A 17,602-nucleotide genomic window follows, 5' to 3' on the forward strand; every position below is an offset into this window, starting at 1 on the left:
GCGCAAAGGCCGGCCCGGCACCGGAGGTTCCCGGTGCGGGGCCGGCCTGTGCCGGTGGTGATCAGTCGCTGCCGCGCAGGATCGCCAGGATCCGCAGGATCTCGACGTACAGCCACACCAGGGTGACCGTCAGGCCGAAGGCGGCGGACCAGGAGTACTTCTGCGGGGCGCCGGCCTTGACGCCCTGGGTGATGGCGGTGAAGTCCATGACCAGGGAGAACGCGGCCAGGAAGACGGCCAGCAGGCCGATGCCGAGGCCCAGCAACGGGAACTCGCCGCGCAGGCCGAACATGGCGTCCGTGACGCCGAAGAGCATGAGGAACAAGTTCACCAGCGAGAACGCGGCGTAGCCGATCATCGCGATCATGAAGATCTTCACGGACTTCTTCGAGACGCGCCACTTGCCGGAGGCGAACAGCGCCAAGGTCACCGCGAACACGCACAGGGTGGCCAGCACGGCCTGCACGGCGATCCCCGGCCACATCTGTTCGAAGACGCCGGAGATGCCGCCGAGGAACAGGCCCTGGGCCGCTGCGTAGATCAGGATCAACGCGGGCGAGGGCTCACGCTTGAAGGCGTTCACCAGGCCCAGCACCAGGCCGACGATGGCACCCGGCAGCATCAGGGCCGGCATGTTCCAGCCGATGGCGGCACCGGCCACCACGAGCAGCAGCGTCATGAGGGCCTTGCCGATGACGTCGTTGTAGCTCATCCGGCCGGTGTCACCGGGGCCGGCGGCGGGCTCGCGGTAGGACTGCTCCAGCTGGGCGAGCTGCTCAGGCGTGTACTGCTGCTGCTGTCCGTACTGCGGCTGGGCCGGCTGCTTCCCCTGGGCACCCCCCTGGTACCAGCCGGGCGTCTGGGTGGCGGTCTGGCCGTCACCGGAGTGCATCTGCTGCTGGAAGTTCTTGGTGTTGAAGACGGGGTTGGCCACGGGCCATCTCCTCAGGTTGGTGGCGTGCAGTCCACTTCGCGTGGGTCCGGCCCGGTGTCTCGTGGAGGAAATCCGTCCTGGACCTGCAGTGGGGGCTGGGGTCAGTCTATCGGGCCTGGCTGGAAATCAACTCGGAGCGGCCACCGGACCCCGGTGATCCGCGCTCGGCTGAATCCGCGGGAAGAGTACCCCCAGTGGGACTCGAACCCACAACACAGAGATTTTAAGTCTCCCGCCTCTGCCAATTGGGCTATGGGGGCCCGGCGGACCGGATCAGCAGCGCACCGGAGCGACTGAACCGCAGACACCCAACACGTCACGACGCCGGCCCGGCACCTTCCAAGGGTACCGGGCCGGCGTCGTGGTGTGGGGTCACGTGCGGTCTAGCGCGTCACTTCTTCGCGGACTCCAGCGCCTTCGGGTTGTCGAAGCGGCCGGGCTTCAACTCGCCGCCGGCTGCCTCCAGGAAGGGGTTGTGCGGGTTCTCGAGGCCTTCGAGCGGGGTGGTGTCCCGGCCGAAGACCAGCTCCATGACCCAGCCGGAGACCACGCGGGCCTTGCGCTCGACCATCGGCATGGCCAGGCCGTGGTAGCCGCGGTGGGCCAGCCAGGCCGGGACGCCGGTGAGCTTCAGACCCATCGGGTTGCCCACGCCCTTGCCGAAGCCGAGGCCGGCCACGGCGCCGAGGGACTTGTGCACGTACTCCTCCACGGCGCCCTCGCCGAAGCGGACGGCCAGCAGGTTGGCGGCGAGGCGCTTGGCCTGGCGCACGGCGTGCTGGGCGTTGGGAACGCAGTGGCCGCCGGGGCCGTCGCCGGTCAGGTCCGGCACGGCGCAGACGTCGCCGGCGCCCCAGGCGCCTTCGAGCACGCCGCCGGTGCCGTCGGAGATCTGCAGGGTCGGGGTGACCTCGATCCGGCCACGCTGCTCCACCGGGAAGTCGGTCTGCTTGGCCACGGCGTTGGCGGCCACGCCGGCGGTCCACACCAGGGTGTCGGCCTCGAAGGAGCCCGCGTCGGACTTGTCCTGCATGTTCATGAGCTTGAGCACGCCACCCTCGGCGCCGGCCAGGGAGGTGTTCAGCAGCACCTCGATGCCGCGGGACTTCAGGTGCTCGACGACCTCGAGCGCCTGCTCCTCGCCGACCTCGGGCATGATCTTGCCCATGGCCTCGATCAGCACGATGCGCGCATCCGACTGGGCCAGCCGCGGGTTGCCCTTGATGTAGGCCCGGATCAGGTCCTCCATCTCGGAGATGGTCTCCACGCCGTTGAAGCCGCCGCCCACCACGGCGAAGGTCAGGGCGCGGGAGCGGGCCGCCGGATCGGTCAGGGTGGAGGCGATCTCCAGGCGGTTCAGGATCTGGTTGCGCAGCTGGACGGCTTCCTGCACGGTCTTCATGCCGATCCCGGCCTCACCCAGGCCCGGGATCGGGAACACGCGGGTGGTGGCGCCGGCGGTCATCACGACGTCCTGGTACGGGATCTCGAACTCGGAGCCGTCCTGCGTCTGGACGGTGGCGGTCTTGCGGGCGTGCTCGACCTTGATGACCTTGCCCTGCACGACCTCGGTGCGCTTGAGGTGGGTGCGGTGGTCCACCACGATGTGGCGGGGCTCGATGTGGCCGCCGACGACCTCGGGCAGGAACGGCTGGTAGGTCATGTACGGGTTCGGGTCCACGACGGTGACGACGCCGCCGCGCTCCTTGACCTTCTTCTCCAGGTTCTTGGCGACGTAGAGGCCGGCGTAACCGCCGCCGACGATCAGGACACGGGGCTTCGGGGACAGCTGCGGAGTGGTTGCCATGCCCCCACCCTAAGCCCGCGACCCCCACTTCGTGAAATTTCTCACAAAGTCACAATCTCCTCATCCTGACCGCCCGGCATCACCCTTCGGAGGAGGATCTCCGCTGCCGCAGATACACCACCACGGCCGTCCCGGCCAGCCCAGCCACCAACACCCCGGTGCCGATCACCAGTGCGGGGCGCAGTCCCGGCGCCGGGTCCCGGGGTGCCGCGGCCTGCGGCAGGTCGGTGGGCAGGGGATCCGGCCACGACGTCGGCCCGGCAGCCTCCCCGCCGGGCGCTGCGGACGGCGTGGGGGCACCGGAGGACTCGGCGCGGCGGTGCACCCGGATCCAGTCGGCGAGGGTGTCCATCGGGTTGCGGTCCACGGTCCCCACCTCGGCCCCCACGGCCGCGGCGGCGTCGATGATGCCGTGGCCGTAGACCGGGTCCACGCCGGGCACCCCCGCGTCCTCGGCCGTGGTCAGGATGCGGTGGATGACCTGATGGGCGGGCATCTCCGGGTGGGCCGAGCGGATCAGCGCGGCCAGGCCGGCCACCATCGGTGCGGCCCCGGACGTGCCCGCCCACGCGCGCCGGCCTCCACCCGGCACTGCGCCGACCAGGGGCTCAGCCGGCGCCGCGACACCGATCGAGATGCCCTCGGTGGACGAGTCCCAGCTCGCCGTGCCGTCCGCGTTCAGGCCGGCCACGGTCAGCACTCCGGGAATGGTGGCCGGTGCCCCGGCGGTCATGGTGCCCGAGGCGCGGTTGCCGGCGGCGGCCACCACCACCACGTCGTTCTGCTCGGCGTGCAGGAAGGCATCGTCCCAGCTCTCCGGCCAGTCCTGGCGGGTGGAGCCCAGCGACATGTTGATGACGTCCGCGCCCTGGTCCACGGCCCACGTCACGGCCCGGGCGATCTGGTCCTCCGCCGAGGGCCCATCCGGGTCCTGGGCCCCGAGGTTCACGGAGACGGACAGCAGCTCCGCCTGCGGGGCCACCCCGACGATCCCGTCCGGTCCGGCCACGCCGTCCGCGGCGTCTACACCGTCCGCGCCGTCCGATGCCGCAGCGGAGCTGGAGGGCGCGGCGGGTGTGGCGGCCGGGGCAGCCGCCGGAGCGGAGGCCGTGGCACCCGAGGGGAGCGTGGAGGGCACGGGGGTGGCCTTCGCGCTGCGGCGTTCCTCCTCGGCCTGGCGTAGCGCGGCCTCGTTGTTGCCGTGGCCGGCCAGGACGGAGGCCACCATGGTCCCGTGCTCGGCCATCTGGCCCACCGGCTCGGTGCCGGAGTCGTTGCCCGCCCCGGAGACGTCCAGACCGCCGACCACCTGGCCGGTCAGGTCCGGATGGTCGGCGTCGATCCCCGTGTCGATGACGGCCACGGTGACCCCCGCGCCCCGGGAGGTCTCCCAGGCCTGGCTGAATCCGTACTCCGTCAGCCAGTACTGCTGGTCCCGCCACTCATCGGCCGTGGCCCTCGGGAGGGTGCCCGGCGTGACGGGGCCCCACGGGAGGACGGGGCCCAGCACCAGGGCTCCCAGCAGCACGGGGGCGGCCGCGGCGAGGGCGGCCCGGCGCCGGGTCATCCCGCCTGGGACAGGGCGATCCCGTCCAGGATGTCGTGCTCGGAGGCGGTGGCCGTGGTGACCGTGCCACCACCGGCCTGGGCCACCCGGCGCACGATCATGGACCAGATCAGGGCCCCGGCCCCGATCACGTCCACGCGGCCCGGGTGCATGTAGGGCAGGGCCGTCCGCTCCGCGCGGGTGGCCGCGAGCAGCCGTCCGGCGGTGTCCGCGATGACGTCCACGTCCAGCTCGGCGCCGTGGATGGCGTCCGGTTCGTAGGCGGTCAGTTCGAGCGCGGCGGCGGTCACGGTGGTGACGGAACCGGCCACGCCCACGACGGCGGCCGCCTCCCCGAGAGGGACGCTCGCCTCGACCTCGTCCAGCACGGCCTCGATCTCCCGCACCGCGGCCTCGATCTCGGCGTCCGAGGGCGGGTCCGTCCGCAGGTGCCGTTCGGTGAAGCGCACGCAGCCCATCGGCATGCTCACAGAGTGGGTGACGCGCGGTCCCGCGGCCGGGGGGTCCGAGGGCACGCCGTCGGAGAGCGTGCCGTCCGAGAGCGTCCCGAGGACGAACTCGGTGGATCCCCCGCCCAGGTCCACCACGAGCACCCGCCCGGGGCCCTCGCCGCCGGCGAGGCCGCGGGCCTCGCCACCGTCTCCGCCCGCGAAGCGCGGGGCCAGCACGGAGACCGCACCGGCGAAGGACAGGGCCGCCTCCTCCTCGCCCGAGACGACCTCCGGCTCCACGCCCAGCCGGTCCCGGACGCCGGCGGTGAACTCGGCGGCGTTGGCGGCGTCCCGGCTGGCGGAGGTGGCCACGAAGCGGACGGACTCGGCGCCGTACCGGCGGATCAGTGCCGCATAGTCCTCGATGGCGGCGAAGGTGCGTGCCATGGCGGCCTCGGACAGGCGCCCGGTGGCGTCCACGTCCTCACCGAGCCGGACCACGCGCATCTCGCGGTGCAGGTCGACGAGCCGCGGCGGTGACCCCGCCCCGGCGTCCTGGCCGGACTCGAGGCGCGCCACCAGCAGGCGGATGGAGTTGGTGCCGCAGTCGATCGCGGCCACGGTCCGGGTCCCGGGGACCGACACCTGCTCCCCGGCCCCCTGCACGGGGTTCATCTCCCCGGCCAGTCGTTTCACGTGCCGGCTGAGGTCCTTGCTGGGCACGGGCGCCTGCTGGTCCCAGGCCCCGGTGCAGCGGCAGGTCGTTGCCGTCCACTCGGGGCTGATCAGCGCCAGCGCCTCGTCGCCGAGGGGGTTCACGCCGGGGCCGGCGGCCAGCGAGTGTCCCACGAGCACGTGCAGGCACTTGACCCGCTCGGGCATGCCGCCGGCGGAGATCCCGGTGATCTCGGGGACCCCGTCCGTGCCGGCCACCCGCCCCACCCGGTCCCGTTCGGCCAGGTAGGCCTCATGGGCGGCGCGGTAGCCGGCGGCCAGGTCCTCATCCCGGCCGAGCCGGTCGGTCATCTCCGCCATGGTCCCGGCGGCCTCCAGCCGGGAGACGGCGGCCGTCAGCACGGGGTGGGTGAGGTAGAAGGTGGTGGGGAACGGGATGCCGTTGGACAGCCGCGGGGCCGTGGTGGCCACCAGCGGATTGCCGCACACGCACCGGGCGCCGATCTCGACGACGTCGCGTGCCGGGCGGTTCAGCTGCCGGCTGATGGTGTCCAGGTCCTGCTGCGTGGGGGTTCGGTCCGGGTGCTGCGTCATGGTCTTGATTGTGCCCTGTCGAGTCGAGTTCAGTCGGTCCCCGCGCGCACCACGGAGTCCCAGAGGGCATCCGCCCACGGCAGGTCCGGGTTGACCTCGCCCGGGCTGGCCGGCGCGGGCACCGGATCCTCCACGGCCTCGTCGCCGCCGATCACCATGTAGGTCTGCTCGCCTGGCATCACCAGGTTGAAGCGTTCGCGGGCCTGCTGCTGGATGAAGGCCGGATCGTCCCACCGCGAGATCTCGTGGGTGAGGTCCTGTTCCAGCTGCCGCTCCGCGGCGATGTCCTCCCGGACGGCCCGCAGTTCAGCCTGCTGGTCCAGGAACACCCGGAGGGTCGGGGCCAGCAGCACGGCCGCCACGAAGAGCACCACCAGGAACGCGACCGAGCGGCCGGTGAAGTTCCGGGCGGGGACGGGCTCCACCGCGGCGTGGGCCTGGGGCGCCGTCCCGGCAGCGGCCGCGGACGCGGCCGCCCGGCCCCGCCGCGCCGACGTGCGGCGCAGGCGGGGGGTGGAACGGCTCAGCAGGGTTCGGCGGGCCTCGGCGCGGCGCTGTTCCGGAGTGAGCTCCGGCCCGGCCTCAACCTCCGGCCCGGCCTCAACCTCCGGCCCGGCCTCATGCTCCAGCCCATCCTCGACCTCCAGCCCAGCCTCCGACTCAGGGTCCAAGGGCTCGAGGACCTCCGGCTCGGCGGACTCCACCGCGGGACCGGCGGCCGACCCGTGGCGCGAGGGCGCCGCGTCGAGGGGGATGACCTTCGCGGAGTGCCCGCCCACGGGGTGGGGCGCGGAACCGGCGCCGGCGAACCGGGCTGCCGGGCCGGCGTCGTACCCGGGGTGCAGGCCGGCCGAGTGGGAGGAGGCGCCCGCGCCGACGTCGGCGAACTGGCGTTGCGAGGTCTTGGGTACCCGTGGACGGCGAGTTGCCACCTGTACCTCCCGCGTGCTGATCAGAATCCGGACATCTGACGTGAAAACCCGGCGGCGGGCCGGGTCCTTCTGAGGATAACGGCTGACCTGCCGCCAGCCGGGGCAGCGCGCCGGGCCGAGATCACTTTGAGGGCGATCCCACCGGTGGGATCGCCCTCAAAGCGAGGGGGCGGCGCGGGGCTCAGGCGCGGCGGGCGCGCGGGAAGGCCGAGGCGCCCGCGTAGATCGCGGAATCGCCCAGCTCCTCCTCGATGCGCAGCAGCTGGTTGTACTTGGCCACACGGTCCGATCGGGCCGGCGCGCCGGTCTTGATCTGGCCGGCGTTGGTGGCCACCGCCAGGTCCGCGATGAACGTGTCCTCCGTCTCGCCGGAGCGGTGGGAGATCATGCAGTGGAACAGGTGGCGCTGGGCCAGCGAGATCGCGTCGAAGGTCTCGGTCAGCGAGCCGATCTGGTTGACCTTGACCAGCAGGGCGTTGCCGGAGGCCTCGTCGATGCCGCGCTGCAGGCGCTCGGGGTTGGTGACGAACAGGTCATCCCCCACGAGCTGCACCTGCTGACCCACGGCGGCGGTGAGCTGGGCCCAGCCCTCCCAGTCGTTCTCGTCCAGGGGGTCCTCGATGGAGACCAGCGGGTAGTCGGCCACGAGACCCTCGTAGTAGGCGATCATCTCGGCGGCGGACTTCTGCTCGCCCTCGAAGGTGTAGGCGCCGTCCTCGCAGAACTCGGAGGAGGCCACGTCCAGGGCCAGGGCGATCTGCTCGCCGGGGGTGTAGCCGGCCCGGGTGATGGCCTCGGTGATGAGGTCGAGGGCGGCGCGGTTGGAGGGCAGGGAGGGGGCGAAGCCACCCTCGTCCCCCAGCCCGGTGCCCAGCTCGCGTTCCTGCAGGACCTTCTTGAGCGTGTGGTAGACCTCGGTGCCCCAGCGCAGGGCCTCGGAGAAGCTCGGGGCGCCGATCGGGGCGATCATGAACTCCTGGATGTCCACGTTCGAGTCGGCGTGCGCGCCGCCGTTGAGGATGTTCATCATCGGCACGGGCAGCACGTGGGCGTTCGGCCCGCCCAGGTACTTGAACAGGGACAGGTCGGCGGAGGCGGAGGCCGCGCTGGCCACGGCCAGGGAGACGCCGAGGATGGCGTTGGCGCCGAGGGTGCCCTTGTTCTGGGTTCCGTCCAGGTCGATCATCATCGCGTCGATCAGGCGCTGGTCCGTGGCGTCCTCGCCCTCGAGCTCGTCGGCGATGTCCTCGATCACGGCGTTGACCGCGCCGAGCACGCCCTTGCCCAGGTAGCGCTCCGGATCCCCGTCGCGGCGTTCCACGGCCTCGAACTCGCCGGTGGAGGCGCCCGAGGGGACCGCTGCCCGACCGAGGGAGCCGTCCGTCAGCAGGACCTCCACCTCCACGGTGGGGTTGCCGCGGGAATCCAGGATTTCACGGGAATGGATGGCGTCGATCAGGGCCATATGCGGTCTCCTTTGAAGGGCTTCTTCGGTGGCGGCGGCGCGGGGTGCAACGCGGGTTCAGCCTATCGGGTCGCGGCGGGTCCCGAGAGGTCGTGACGCAGCCGGGTCAGGTGCCGCCGCAGCGCCCGCTCAGGGTCCAGCCCGGCAGCGCGGGAGCGCTGGACCAGCCCGAACAGCGCAGCGCCCAGCGCGTCCTCGTCCTGCAGGACGGCGGAGTCGAGGTCAGCGGAGTCGTGGGAGGCGGATTCCGGGCCCGACGGCGGCCGGCCGGGTCCGGCCAGCGGGTCCACCGGTTGCCGGGCGGCCCGGTCCACCACCTTCGCGGCGGCAGCCAGGGCGGGCAGGTGGGCCGGGACGTCCGCGAAACCGGCGACGCCGGCCACCGCGGCGGGTGCGCCGGCGCACCGGGGTGCCGGGCCGGCGTCGGGCCCCTCCCCAGGGCTCTGCGCGTCCGACGGCGCGTCCGACTGTGCGCGCGCCGCATCCGCCTCGCGCTCCGCCCGCTTGATCCGCTCCCAGTTCTTCTCGATCTCGCCGATGCTCGCCGCGGCGAGGTCCCCGGCGGGCAGCAGGGTGCCGTCCGGGTGGAAGACGTGCGGGTTGCGGCGGATCATCTTGTCCGTGATGGCCTGCACGGTGCCGTCGAAGGTGAAGCCGCCGGCGTCCTGGGCGATGGCCGCGTGCAGGACCACCTGGAACAGCACGTCCCCCATCTCCAGGCGCAGCCGCTCGTAGGTCCCGTCCGCCAGCGCCTGCGCGGGCCAGCCGTCCGCGGGCGTGGACTCGATGACCTCCACGGCCTCATAGGCCTCCTCGATGAGGTACTCGGTCAGCACGTCATGGGTGAGCCGCCGCGTCCACGGGCAGTGCTCCCGCAGCCGGGCGACCACCCAGACGAGCCGGTCGACGGCGGTGCTCATGCGCCCTCCATCATGATGCGGCGGTGCTCATTCGTCCTCGTCGTCAGCGTCTTCCAGGGCCTCCAGGATGACGGGGCCGTCGCCGTCCGCACCACCGGAGATGGCGTCCCCCCAGGACTCGACCAGCAGCTCGGCCAGGGCCTCCCGGTCCTCCAGCGGCTGGAACGCGGCCTCGGCGGCGTTGAGCTGGAAGTCGAGCAGCTCCTCGAGGGAGTAGTTGAAGACCTCGGCGAGCAGGTAGAGCTCGTCCGTCAGGGACACCCCGCTCATCAGCCGGTTGTCCGGGTTGATGGTGACGCGGAAGCCCAGCTGGGCCAGCATGTCGACCGGGTGGGTGGAGACGGTGCCGCCGTAAGTCGCGACGGCACCGGTCTGCAGGTTCGAGGACGGGCAGACCTCGAGGGCTATGCCGCGGTCCCGGACCCAGGCGGCGGTGGCGCCGAGGTCCACGAGGGCGTGGTCCTCCCCCACCGGTTCACCGTTCTCGTCCGTGGCATTGAACTCCACCGTGATGTCGTCCGCGATCCGGACACCGTGGCCCAGGCGCAGGGCCCGGCCGTTGACGAGGGCGTCCTGGATCGAGGCGATCCCGTCCGACTCGCCGGCGTGGACGGTGGCCGGGAACTGCTGGGTGGCCAGCCAGGTGAAGGCCTCGGTGAACCGGGACGGTGGGAAGCCGGTCTCGGGACCGGCGATGTCGAAGCCCACCGCACCGGAGCCCCCGGTCTCGCGGTGGCGTACCGCGAGCTCGGCGATCTCAAGCGAGCGGTCGTTCTGGCGCATCGCGGTGATGAGCTGGCCCACCCGGATGGGGGTGCCGGCCGCCTCGGCGGCGTCCACGCCCTGATCGAGCCCGGCCTGGACGGCTTCCACGGCCTCGTCCAGGCTCAGCCCGCCGGCGGTGTGCTGCTCGGGGGCCCAGCGGATCTCGGCGTAGACCACGCCGTCCTCCACCAGGTCCTCCACGAACTCGCGGGCCACGCGCTGCAGGGAGTCGGCGCTCTGCATGACGGCGATCGTGTGGTCGAAGGTCTCGAGGTAGCGCTCCAGCGTGCCGGAGTTCGCGGATTCGGCGAACCACTCGGCCAGGGAGTCGGCGGTGTCAGCGGGCAGTGCGTGGCCGATCTGTCCGGCCAGCTCCAGGATGGTGGCCGGGCGCAGGCCGCCGTCCAGGTGGTCGTGGAGGCTGATCTTGGGCAGGGCTGCCAGATCGACGTCGAGGGGCGAGGGGGCGGAGAATTCGATCGTGTCAGTCACGGGGCGAGTCTACGGCAGGGGCCACGGCCTGCCGGGCCGGTCGGTGGCCTTCCGCCATGCGGGCCCGTGCGGCCATCCTCGCCAGGATCCGTTTCAAGACCTGGTCCGCCAGCCAGCCCACGGCCGCCGCCGCCACCACGGCCACCGTGATCTGCAGCAGCGTGTTGTCCATCCACCCGGTGGTGGCCTTGGCGATGCCGATCGAGTACGCAGACCAGAGGAAGGCCGCGAACACGTCCAGCAGGGTGAACCGCAGGCGGGGGTAGCCGGTGGCCCCGGCCGTGTAGTTCACGGCCACCCTCCCGCCCGGGATGTACCGGGCCGTGCAGATCACCAGGGCGCCGTGGCCGTCCAGGGCACGGCGGGCGCTGCCGATCGCGCGCCGCACGCTGCGGGTCCGCATCCACCGGAAGCGGTCGATCCCGATGGCGCGGCCGAGGCTGTAGGCGATCTGGTCACCGGTGATGGCCCCCAGGGCGCCGAGCAGCCAGACCCACCACAGGGACACGGTGTCCGCCGTGCCCGAGATCGAGGCCAGCGCCACGATCACCGACTCGGAGGGCACCACGGGGAAGAAGCCGTCGATGGTGCACAGCAGGTAGAGCGCGAGGAGCACCCACCACTGCCCGGCGGCGTGGAGGACGGCATCCTCGATGAGCTGGAACACACGCCCAGCCTAGCGACCGGAACCGGGTCACCGGACCGCGGCGGACGCGGATCCGGGATGGTTCAGGGTCATCCCCGAGGCGTCCTCCGTGCTCGGTCGATCCGTGGCCGATACGCGGTCGATCCGCGGTCGGCACTCGGCCGGTTCTCAGTCGATCCGGTCGATGATCAGGGGCCGCGGCGCGAAGCCCTCCGCCGCCGGCGTCCCCTCGGCCGCCACCTCGAAGCCGCCCTCAAGGGCGGCCTGTGCGCGGTCGAACTGCTCCGGGGTGTCCGTGTACAGGGTCAGCAGCGGCTGGCCGGCCCGCACGGTGTCCCCGGGCTTGGCATGCATCCGCACGCCGGCGGCGGCCTGCACCGGGTCCTCCTTGCGGGCCCGGCCGGCTCCGAGCCGCCACGCGGCCAGCCCGACGGCCATGGCGTCCAGCCGGGTCAGCACCCCGGACTCCGGGGCGGTGATGACGTGGGACTCCCGGGCGGTCGCCATCGGGGCGTCCGGGTCGCCGCCCTGGGCGGAGATCATCCGGCGCCAGACGTCCATGGCGCGGCCGTCCGACAGGGCCTCGGCCGGGTCCACGCCCGTCACGCCGGCGCCGGCCAGCATGGCGCGGGCCAGCTCCACGGTCAGCTGCACGACGTCGGCCGGTCCCCCACCAGCGAGGACCTCCACGGATTCGGCCACCTCGAGGGCGTTGCCGGCGGTCAGCCCGAGCGGGGTGTCCATGTCCGTGAGCAGGGCCGAGGTGTTCACCCCGGCGTCCCGTCCCAGGTCCACCATGGTGCGGGCCAGCTCGCGGGCCATAGGCTCGGTCTTCATGAACGCCCCGGAGCCGCACTTCACGTCCAGCACGAGGGTGCCGGTCCCCTCGGCGATCTTCTTGGACATGATGGAGGAGGCGATCAGCTCGATGGCCTCCACCGTGCCCGTGACGTCCCGCAGCGCGTAGAGCTTCTTGTCTGCCGGGGCCAGGCCGGCGCCGGCGGCGCAGATCACGGCGCCGATCTCGGAGAGCTGGTCCATCAGGGCTGCGTTGGACAGCTCCGCCTGCCACCCGGGGATGGCCTCCAGCTTGTCGAGCGTGCCACCGGTGTGTCCCAGGCCGCGGCCGGAGAGCTGGGGCACGGCCACGCCGTACACCGCCACCAGCGGAGCCAGCGGCAGCGTGATCTTGTCCCCGACCCCGCCGGTGCTGTGCTTGTCAGCGGTCGGCTTGGGGCCGGCGTCGGGCCCGGCGGAGGCGGATGCCGCGCGCAGCCCGGAGAAGTCCATCCGCTCGCCCGAGGCGATCATGGCGTGCGTCCAGCGCGCGATCTCCGCGCGGTCCATGCCGTTGAGCAGGATGGCCATGGCCAGGGCGGACATCTGCTCGTCCGCCACCACGCCGCGGGTGTAGGCGTCCACCACCCAGTCGATCTGGGGGCCGGTGAGCGTCTGGCGGTCCCGCTTGGCGCGGATGACCTCGATCGCGTCGAAGGGTTCTGCGGTCCGGGTCATCGGCCACGCTCCGTTCTGTCCGTCATCTCCGTCATGTCCGCGGGGCCGAAGGCCTGCGGCAGGACCTGTTCCATGGTCAGTTCGCCCTCGGGGCCCATCAGGCGCATGCCCGGGGCGTGGAATTCGAAGAGCAGCTGGCGGCAGCGGCCGCAGGGCATCAGCACCTGGCCGTTGCCGTCCACGCAGTAGAACGCCAGCAGCCGTCCGCCGCCGGTCATCTGCAGGTTGGACACCAGGGAGCACTCCGCGCACAGGGTCAGGCCGAGGGAGGCGTTCTCGATGTTGCAGCCGGCCACCACGCGGCCGTCCTCTACCAGCGCGGCGGCCCCCACGGGGAACCCCGAGTACGGGACGTAGGCGCGGGTCATGGCGGCGCGCGCCGTGGACTCCAGCCGCTGCCAGTCGATGCCGGATCCGGTGCCCGTGATCCGCGGCAGGGACGCGGTAAGGGGGATGTCGTCCTCGAAGGGGTCGCTGAATCCGTGTCCGCCGGCCTGGCCGGACCCGTCGTGCTGTTCCACGCCTACTCCTCCACTCTTCCTTCACTACTCCTTGACATACGGTGAGCCGTTGGCCGCCGGAGCACGCGAGCGGCCGACCAGGCCGGCCACCACCAGGATCGTCACGAGGTACGGCAGCATCGCCATGAACTGGCTGGGGACCGGGGTGCCCAGGATGGCCAGCACGTACTGCATGTTGGTGGTGAAGCCGAACAGCAGCGCGGCGAAGAAGGCCCCCAACGGGTTCCAGCGGCCGAAGATCACGGCCGCCAGGGCGATGAAGCCCTGGCCCGCGGTCATCTCCTTGGAGAACGAGGAGGCGGACACGAGGGTGAAGAAGGCGCCGCCCATCCCGGCGATCGCCCCGCCGAGCAGCACGTTGGTGTACCGGGTGCGGATGACGTTGATGCCCACCGTGTCCGCGGCCTTGGGGTGCTCGCCGACGGCCCGCACCCGCAGCCCCCACTTGGTGTGGAACAGGCCGATGTACAGGAGGATGACGATGACGTACATGCCGTAGCCCAGCAGGGTCTGGTCGAACAGGATCGGACCGATGATCGGGATGTCCGCCAGCAGCGGGATGCGCAGGTTCGGGAAGTGCGGCGGGGAGTTGAACAGGGAGGAGTTCGCCGACAGCACGGTGCTGAACAGGAAGCTGGTCAGCCCGGCCACGAGGACGTTGAGGACCACGCCGACGATGATCTGGTTGACCAGGTAGCGGATGGCGAAGACCGCCAGCAGCACGGAGACCAGCACACCGGCCACGATGGCGGCGATGAGCCCCGCCCACACCGACCCGGTGACCGAGCCGGTGACGGCCGCCGTGAAGGCGCCGGCCAGCAGCTGGCCCTCGATCGCGATGTTCACCACGCCGGAGCGTTCCGAGAGGACACCGGCCATGGACCCGAAGATCAGCGGGATGGCCAGGGTCACGGACCCGGCGATCAGGCCGGTAAGGAACACCGTGGTGGTGTTCGCCGCGCCGACCACCCACACGAGGAAGCCCATCACGAACAGGGCGGCGAACGCGGCGGGGACCCAGCCGTTGACGGTGCCGGTCCGGCGCACCTGGAGGAAGGCCATCACGGTCAGGGCCGCGAGCAGCGCCGTCACGGCCCACCCGACGGGGACGGTGGCCGCCACGACGTCCGGGATCTGGACCGCGTCGGCGTCCGTGGAGATGCGGAAGGTGGCCGAGGCACCCGAGGCGTTCAGGGCGAAGACCACCAGGGACACCGCCGTGAGCACCGCCAAGGCGACCGGGGTGGTCCAGTGGCGGACGACATCCTGGGTCGGTGCCGCGGCGGCGGGGGCGGGGGCTGCCGGGGAGGGGCCGCCCGGGGTGGTCACGGTGCTGCTCATCGCTGCTCGCCTTCCGCGTCGGGGGTGGTACTCGCGCTGTCCGGCTCGGCGTCACCCGTTCCCGGGCTCTCCCCGATTCCTGCCGTGTCGGAGGGCACGGCGTGGCCGTCAGCCGTGGTGGCGGCCGCGGCACCGGCCAGGGCGGGCTGGGTGACGGGGTCCGCGGTCCTCCGCGCCTGCAGGGCCCCGGGTGCCGGGAGCCGGAAGATCAGGCGCACCAGGGGCGGCGCCGCGATGAACAACACGATCATCGACTGGATGATCAGCACGATGTCGATGGGGACGCCGGTCTCGGTCTGCATGGTGACGCCACCGGCGCGCAGGGCGCCGAACAGAAGCCCGGCGCCGAAGACCCCGATCGGGTTGGAGCGGCCGAGCAGGGCCACCGTGATGGCGTCGAAGCCGAAGGAGCCGGCGACGTCCGTGTTCAGCATCTTCTCCGTGCCGGCGACCTGGCTCATGCCCGCCAGGCCGGCGAGGCCGCCGGAGACGGCCATGGCCACCACGTACATGCCCTTCACGGACACCCCGGCGGTCCGGGCCGCGTCCGGGTTGGCGCCCACGGCGCGCAGCTGGAAGCCGATGGTCGAGCGCTGCATGAGCCACCAGGCGAAGACGGTGGCGAGCAGGGCCACCACGAAGCCCCAGTTGAGGCGGAAGGAGTCCCCGAACAACAACGGGAACCGGGCCGATGCCGGCAGGAAGTCCGAGACCGGGTTGGTGGAGCCCTCACGCTGGAGCACGGGGGTGTACAGGAGATAGGTGACCAGGTGGATGGCCACGTAGTTGAGCATGATCGTCAGGATGACCTCGTGCGCACCCGTGAGGGCCTTGAGGAAGCCCACCACGGCCCCCCACAGGGCACCGCCGAGGATGCCCATGACCAGCACCAGGATCAGGTGCAGCCCGAGGGGCAGTTGCAGGTGCACGCCGAACCAGGTCGCGAACATGGCGCCGAAGATCATCTGCCCCTGGCCGCCGATGTTGAACAGGCCGGAGCGGAAGGAGATGGCGATGCCCAGCGAGATGATGATCAGCGGGGTCGCCACCGTCAGCGATTCCATCAGCGGGTAGATGCCCTGGCTGAAGGTGTCGGCCCGGTAGTTGAAGACCGCGCCGCGGAACAGGGCAGCGTAGGCGGAGGACACCGCGGCCCAGGCGGCCGCCAGGGTGTCGCCCGGACGGGCGAAGAGATACCCCGCGGACTCGATGACGTCCTCATCGGTGAAGACGATCAGCAGGGCGCTGATGACCAGGGACAGCACGATGGCCAGAACGGTCACCGTGCCGTTGCCGGCCAGGACGTCCCGCATCGAGAATCCGCCGGTGGTGCGGCCGGCCGTGCCGCCGGGTTTCGGGCCGGGGACGGGAGCGGTGGTGCTCTCGGTGGTGGCGGCGCTCATGCCGTCTCTCCCTTCTGGGTGGGGGCCGCCGGGGCGGCCTCCGCCGCGGACCGGTTGGCCGTGGCGGGGTCCACCCCGGCCATCATGAGGCCGAGTTCGTCCCGCGAGGTGTCACCGGGGACGATCCCGATGATCCGGCCGTGGTACATCACGGCGATCCGGTCGGCCAGGTCCAGGACCTCGTCGAGCTCCGTGGAGACGATCATCACGGGGACGCCGGCGTCCCGCTCGCGGATGATGCGGTCGTGCAGGAACTCGACGGAGCCCACGTCCACCCCCCGGGTGGGCTGGGAGGCGATGAACAGCTTGAGCCCGTCCACCAGTTCACGGGCCATGACGACCTTCTGCTGGTTGCCGCCGGACAGCGTGCCGACGGGCAGGTCCACGCCCTGGGTGCGGACGTCGAACTCGGTGACCCGCTGCTCCGCGAGGTCCCGGATGGCCTTGAGGTTCAGTTGGAAGCGGCCGCCGGCCGGCGCCTGGTCGAAGCGGTTGAGGACCAGGTTCTCCGCCACCGTGAACGAGCCCACCAGCCCATCCGTGGACCGGTCCTCGGGGACGTAGCCGACGCCGGCCCGGATGATCTGCTTGGTGGTGCGGCCGAGCAGCTCCTCGCCGTCCAGCCGGATGGACCCCTGCGCCTTGAGCAGGCCCATGATGGCCTCCGTCAGCTCGGTCTGTCCGTTGCCCTGTACGCCGGCCACGGCGAGGACCTCGCCCTGGCGGATGGAGAAGGACACCTGGTCCACCAGCCGGACGCCCGCGGGGCTCAACACCGTCAGGTCGGCGACGGTGAACGTCTCCTCCCCCAGGTCCGGGGCGGACTTCGTGGTGTTCAGCTCCACGGCGCGGCCGACCATGAGGGCGGCCAGCTCAGAGGGCTCGGCTCCCGGGTCCGCGGTGCCGACCATCTTCCCACGGCGCAGCACGCTGATCACCGTGGAGATGGCCTTGACCTCGCGCAGCTTGTGGGAGATGAAGACGATCGCGGTGCCGTTGTCCCGCAGCCTGCGGATGATGTCCAGCAGTTCGTCCGTCTCCTGGGGGGTCAGCACGGCGGTGGGCTCGTCGAGGATCAACACGCGCGCGTCCCGCACGAGTGCCTTGATGATCTCCACACGCTGCTGGACGCCCACCGGCAGGTCCTCCACCAGGGCGTCCGGGTCCACGTGGAAGCCGTACTCGGCCGAGATCTCGCGGATCTTGCGGCGGGTGGCCTCGAGGTCGAGGATGCCGGCGGCGCGGGTGTGCTCGTCGCCGAGGGCCACGTTCTCCGCGACCGTGAAGACGGGGATCAGCATGAAGTGCTGGTGCACCATGCCGATGCCGGCCTCCATGGCCTCACCCGGTCCGCTGAAACGCACCGGGGTGCCGTCCACCAGGATCTCGCCCGCGGTCGGCTCATAGAGGCCGAACAGCACGTTCATCAGGGTGGATTTACCGGCGCCGTTCTCCCCGAGTAGGGAGTGCACCTGGCCGGACTCGACCGTGAGGTCGATCGAGTCGTTGGCCGTGAAGGCACCGAACTTCTTGGTGATGCCGCGTAACTCGAGTTTCACCGTGCTCCAGCCGTTCTGGCCTTGAGAAGACCGTT

At 71.6% G+C, this 17,602-nt stretch carries 14 protein-coding genes and 1 tRNA gene; all 15 read right to left on the reverse strand.

Annotated features, from left to right (window positions below):
* Nucleotides 1-61: 61 nt before the first annotated feature.
* Nucleotides 62-934: a Bax inhibitor-1/YccA family protein gene (locus tag AB0K08_RS05515; RefSeq protein ID WP_363352477.1), complete on the reverse strand. Its 873-nt coding sequence runs from the start codon at nt 932-934 to the stop codon at nt 62-64.
* Nucleotides 935-1,120: 186 nt separating this feature from the next.
* Nucleotides 1,121-1,194: transfer RNA gene (locus AB0K08_RS05520), tRNA-Leu, on the reverse strand.
* A 131-nt stretch (nt 1,195-1,325) separates the two neighbouring features.
* Nucleotides 1,326-2,741, reverse strand: a complete 1,416-nt coding sequence (locus tag AB0K08_RS05525; protein WP_363352479.1) for an FAD-dependent oxidoreductase — start codon at nt 2,739-2,741, stop codon at nt 1,326-1,328.
* A 79-nt stretch (nt 2,742-2,820) separates the two neighbouring features.
* Nucleotides 2,821-4,308 (reverse strand): S8 family serine peptidase, encoded by a 1,488-nt coding sequence (locus tag AB0K08_RS05530; RefSeq protein ID WP_363352481.1) that lies wholly within the window; start codon nt 4,306-4,308, stop codon nt 2,821-2,823.
* Nucleotides 4,305-6,008: a DUF501 domain-containing protein gene (locus tag AB0K08_RS05535; protein ID WP_363352483.1), complete on the reverse strand. Its 1,704-nt coding sequence runs from the start codon at nt 6,006-6,008 to the stop codon at nt 4,305-4,307. Before AB0K08_RS05535 ends, AB0K08_RS05530 begins: the two co-directional genes overlap by 4 nt.
* A 29-nt stretch (nt 6,009-6,037) precedes the next feature.
* Nucleotides 6,038-6,940 carry a septum formation initiator family protein gene (locus AB0K08_RS05540; protein WP_363352485.1) on the reverse strand — a complete coding sequence of 301 codons (903 nt, stop codon included), beginning with the start codon at nt 6,938-6,940 and terminating at the stop codon, nt 6,038-6,040.
* Between the two features lie 181 nt (nt 6,941-7,121).
* Entirely contained in the window at nt 7,122-8,405 is a 1,284-nt protein-coding gene (gene eno, locus AB0K08_RS05545) for a phosphopyruvate hydratase (RefSeq protein WP_363352487.1), read from the reverse strand.
* Nucleotides 8,406-8,467: 62 nt separating this feature from the next.
* Nucleotides 8,468-9,325: a MazG nucleotide pyrophosphohydrolase domain-containing protein gene (locus AB0K08_RS05550; RefSeq protein WP_363352489.1), complete on the reverse strand. Its 858-nt coding sequence runs from the start codon at nt 9,323-9,325 to the stop codon at nt 8,468-8,470.
* A 27-nt stretch (nt 9,326-9,352) separates the two neighbouring features.
* On the reverse strand, nt 9,353-10,582 hold the full coding sequence (locus tag AB0K08_RS05555) for an adenosine deaminase (RefSeq protein WP_363352491.1): 1,230 nt from the start codon (nt 10,580-10,582) through the stop codon (nt 9,353-9,355).
* A complete protein-coding gene (locus AB0K08_RS05560) occupies nt 10,575-11,249 on the reverse strand; it encodes a DedA family protein (RefSeq protein WP_363352492.1) in 675 nt (224 codons plus the stop codon). Before AB0K08_RS05560 ends, AB0K08_RS05555 begins: the two co-directional genes overlap by 8 nt.
* Before the next feature lie 147 nt (nt 11,250-11,396).
* The gene (locus AB0K08_RS05565; RefSeq protein WP_363352494.1) at nt 11,397-12,743 is read right to left on the reverse strand and encodes a thymidine phosphorylase; all 1,347 of its coding nucleotides are present in this window, start codon (nt 12,741-12,743) and stop codon (nt 11,397-11,399) included.
* The gene (locus AB0K08_RS05570; protein ID WP_363352583.1) at nt 12,740-13,171 is read right to left on the reverse strand and encodes a cytidine deaminase; all 432 of its coding nucleotides are present in this window, start codon (nt 13,169-13,171) and stop codon (nt 12,740-12,742) included. Before AB0K08_RS05570 ends, AB0K08_RS05565 begins: the two co-directional genes overlap by 4 nt.
* Nucleotides 13,172-13,288: 117 nt before the next feature.
* On the reverse strand, nt 13,289-14,605 hold the full coding sequence (locus AB0K08_RS05575) for an ABC transporter permease (RefSeq protein WP_363352496.1): 1,317 nt from the start codon (nt 14,603-14,605) through the stop codon (nt 13,289-13,291).
* Entirely contained in the window at nt 14,602-16,008 is a 1,407-nt protein-coding gene (locus AB0K08_RS05580; RefSeq protein WP_363352498.1) for an ABC transporter permease, read from the reverse strand. The genes AB0K08_RS05575 and AB0K08_RS05580 overlap by 4 nt, the downstream gene beginning before the upstream one ends.
* On the reverse strand, nt 16,005-17,567 hold the full coding sequence (locus AB0K08_RS05585) for an ABC transporter ATP-binding protein (protein WP_363352500.1): 1,563 nt from the start codon (nt 17,565-17,567) through the stop codon (nt 16,005-16,007). Before AB0K08_RS05585 ends, AB0K08_RS05580 begins: the two co-directional genes overlap by 4 nt.
* Nucleotides 17,568-17,602: the final 35 nt, after the last annotated feature.

Source organism: Citricoccus sp. NPDC055426, assembly GCF_040677445.1.
GTDB lineage: Bacteria > Actinomycetota > Actinomycetes > Actinomycetales > Micrococcaceae > Citricoccus.

Bases quoted from the DNA above. Each gene is read 5' to 3' on its own strand.
- AB0K08_RS05525 (WP_363352479.1), bottom strand. From the start codon at position 2,741: ATGGCAACCACTCCGCAGCTGTCCCCGAAGCCCCGTGTCCTGATCGTC.
- AB0K08_RS05530 (WP_363352481.1), bottom strand. From the start codon at position 4,308: ATGACCCGGCGCCGGGCCGCCCTCGCCGCGGCCGCCCCCGTGCTGCTG.
- AB0K08_RS05535 (WP_363352483.1), bottom strand. From the start codon at position 6,008: ATGACGCAGCACCCGGACCGAACCCCCACGCAGCAGGACCTGGACACC.
- eno (WP_363352487.1), bottom strand. From the start codon at position 8,405: ATGGCCCTGATCGACGCCATCCATTCCCGTGAAATCCTGGATTCCCGC.
- AB0K08_RS05550 (WP_363352489.1), bottom strand. From the start codon at position 9,325: ATGAGCACCGCCGTCGACCGGCTCGTCTGGGTGGTCGCCCGGCTGCGG.
- AB0K08_RS05565 (WP_363352494.1), bottom strand. From the start codon at position 12,743: ATGACCCGGACCGCAGAACCCTTCGACGCGATCGAGGTCATCCGCGCC.
- AB0K08_RS05575 (WP_363352496.1), bottom strand. From the start codon at position 14,605: ATGAGCAGCACCGTGACCACCCCGGGCGGCCCCTCCCCGGCAGCCCCC.
- AB0K08_RS05580 (WP_363352498.1), bottom strand. From the start codon at position 16,008: ATGAGCGCCGCCACCACCGAGAGCACCACCGCTCCCGTCCCCGGCCCG.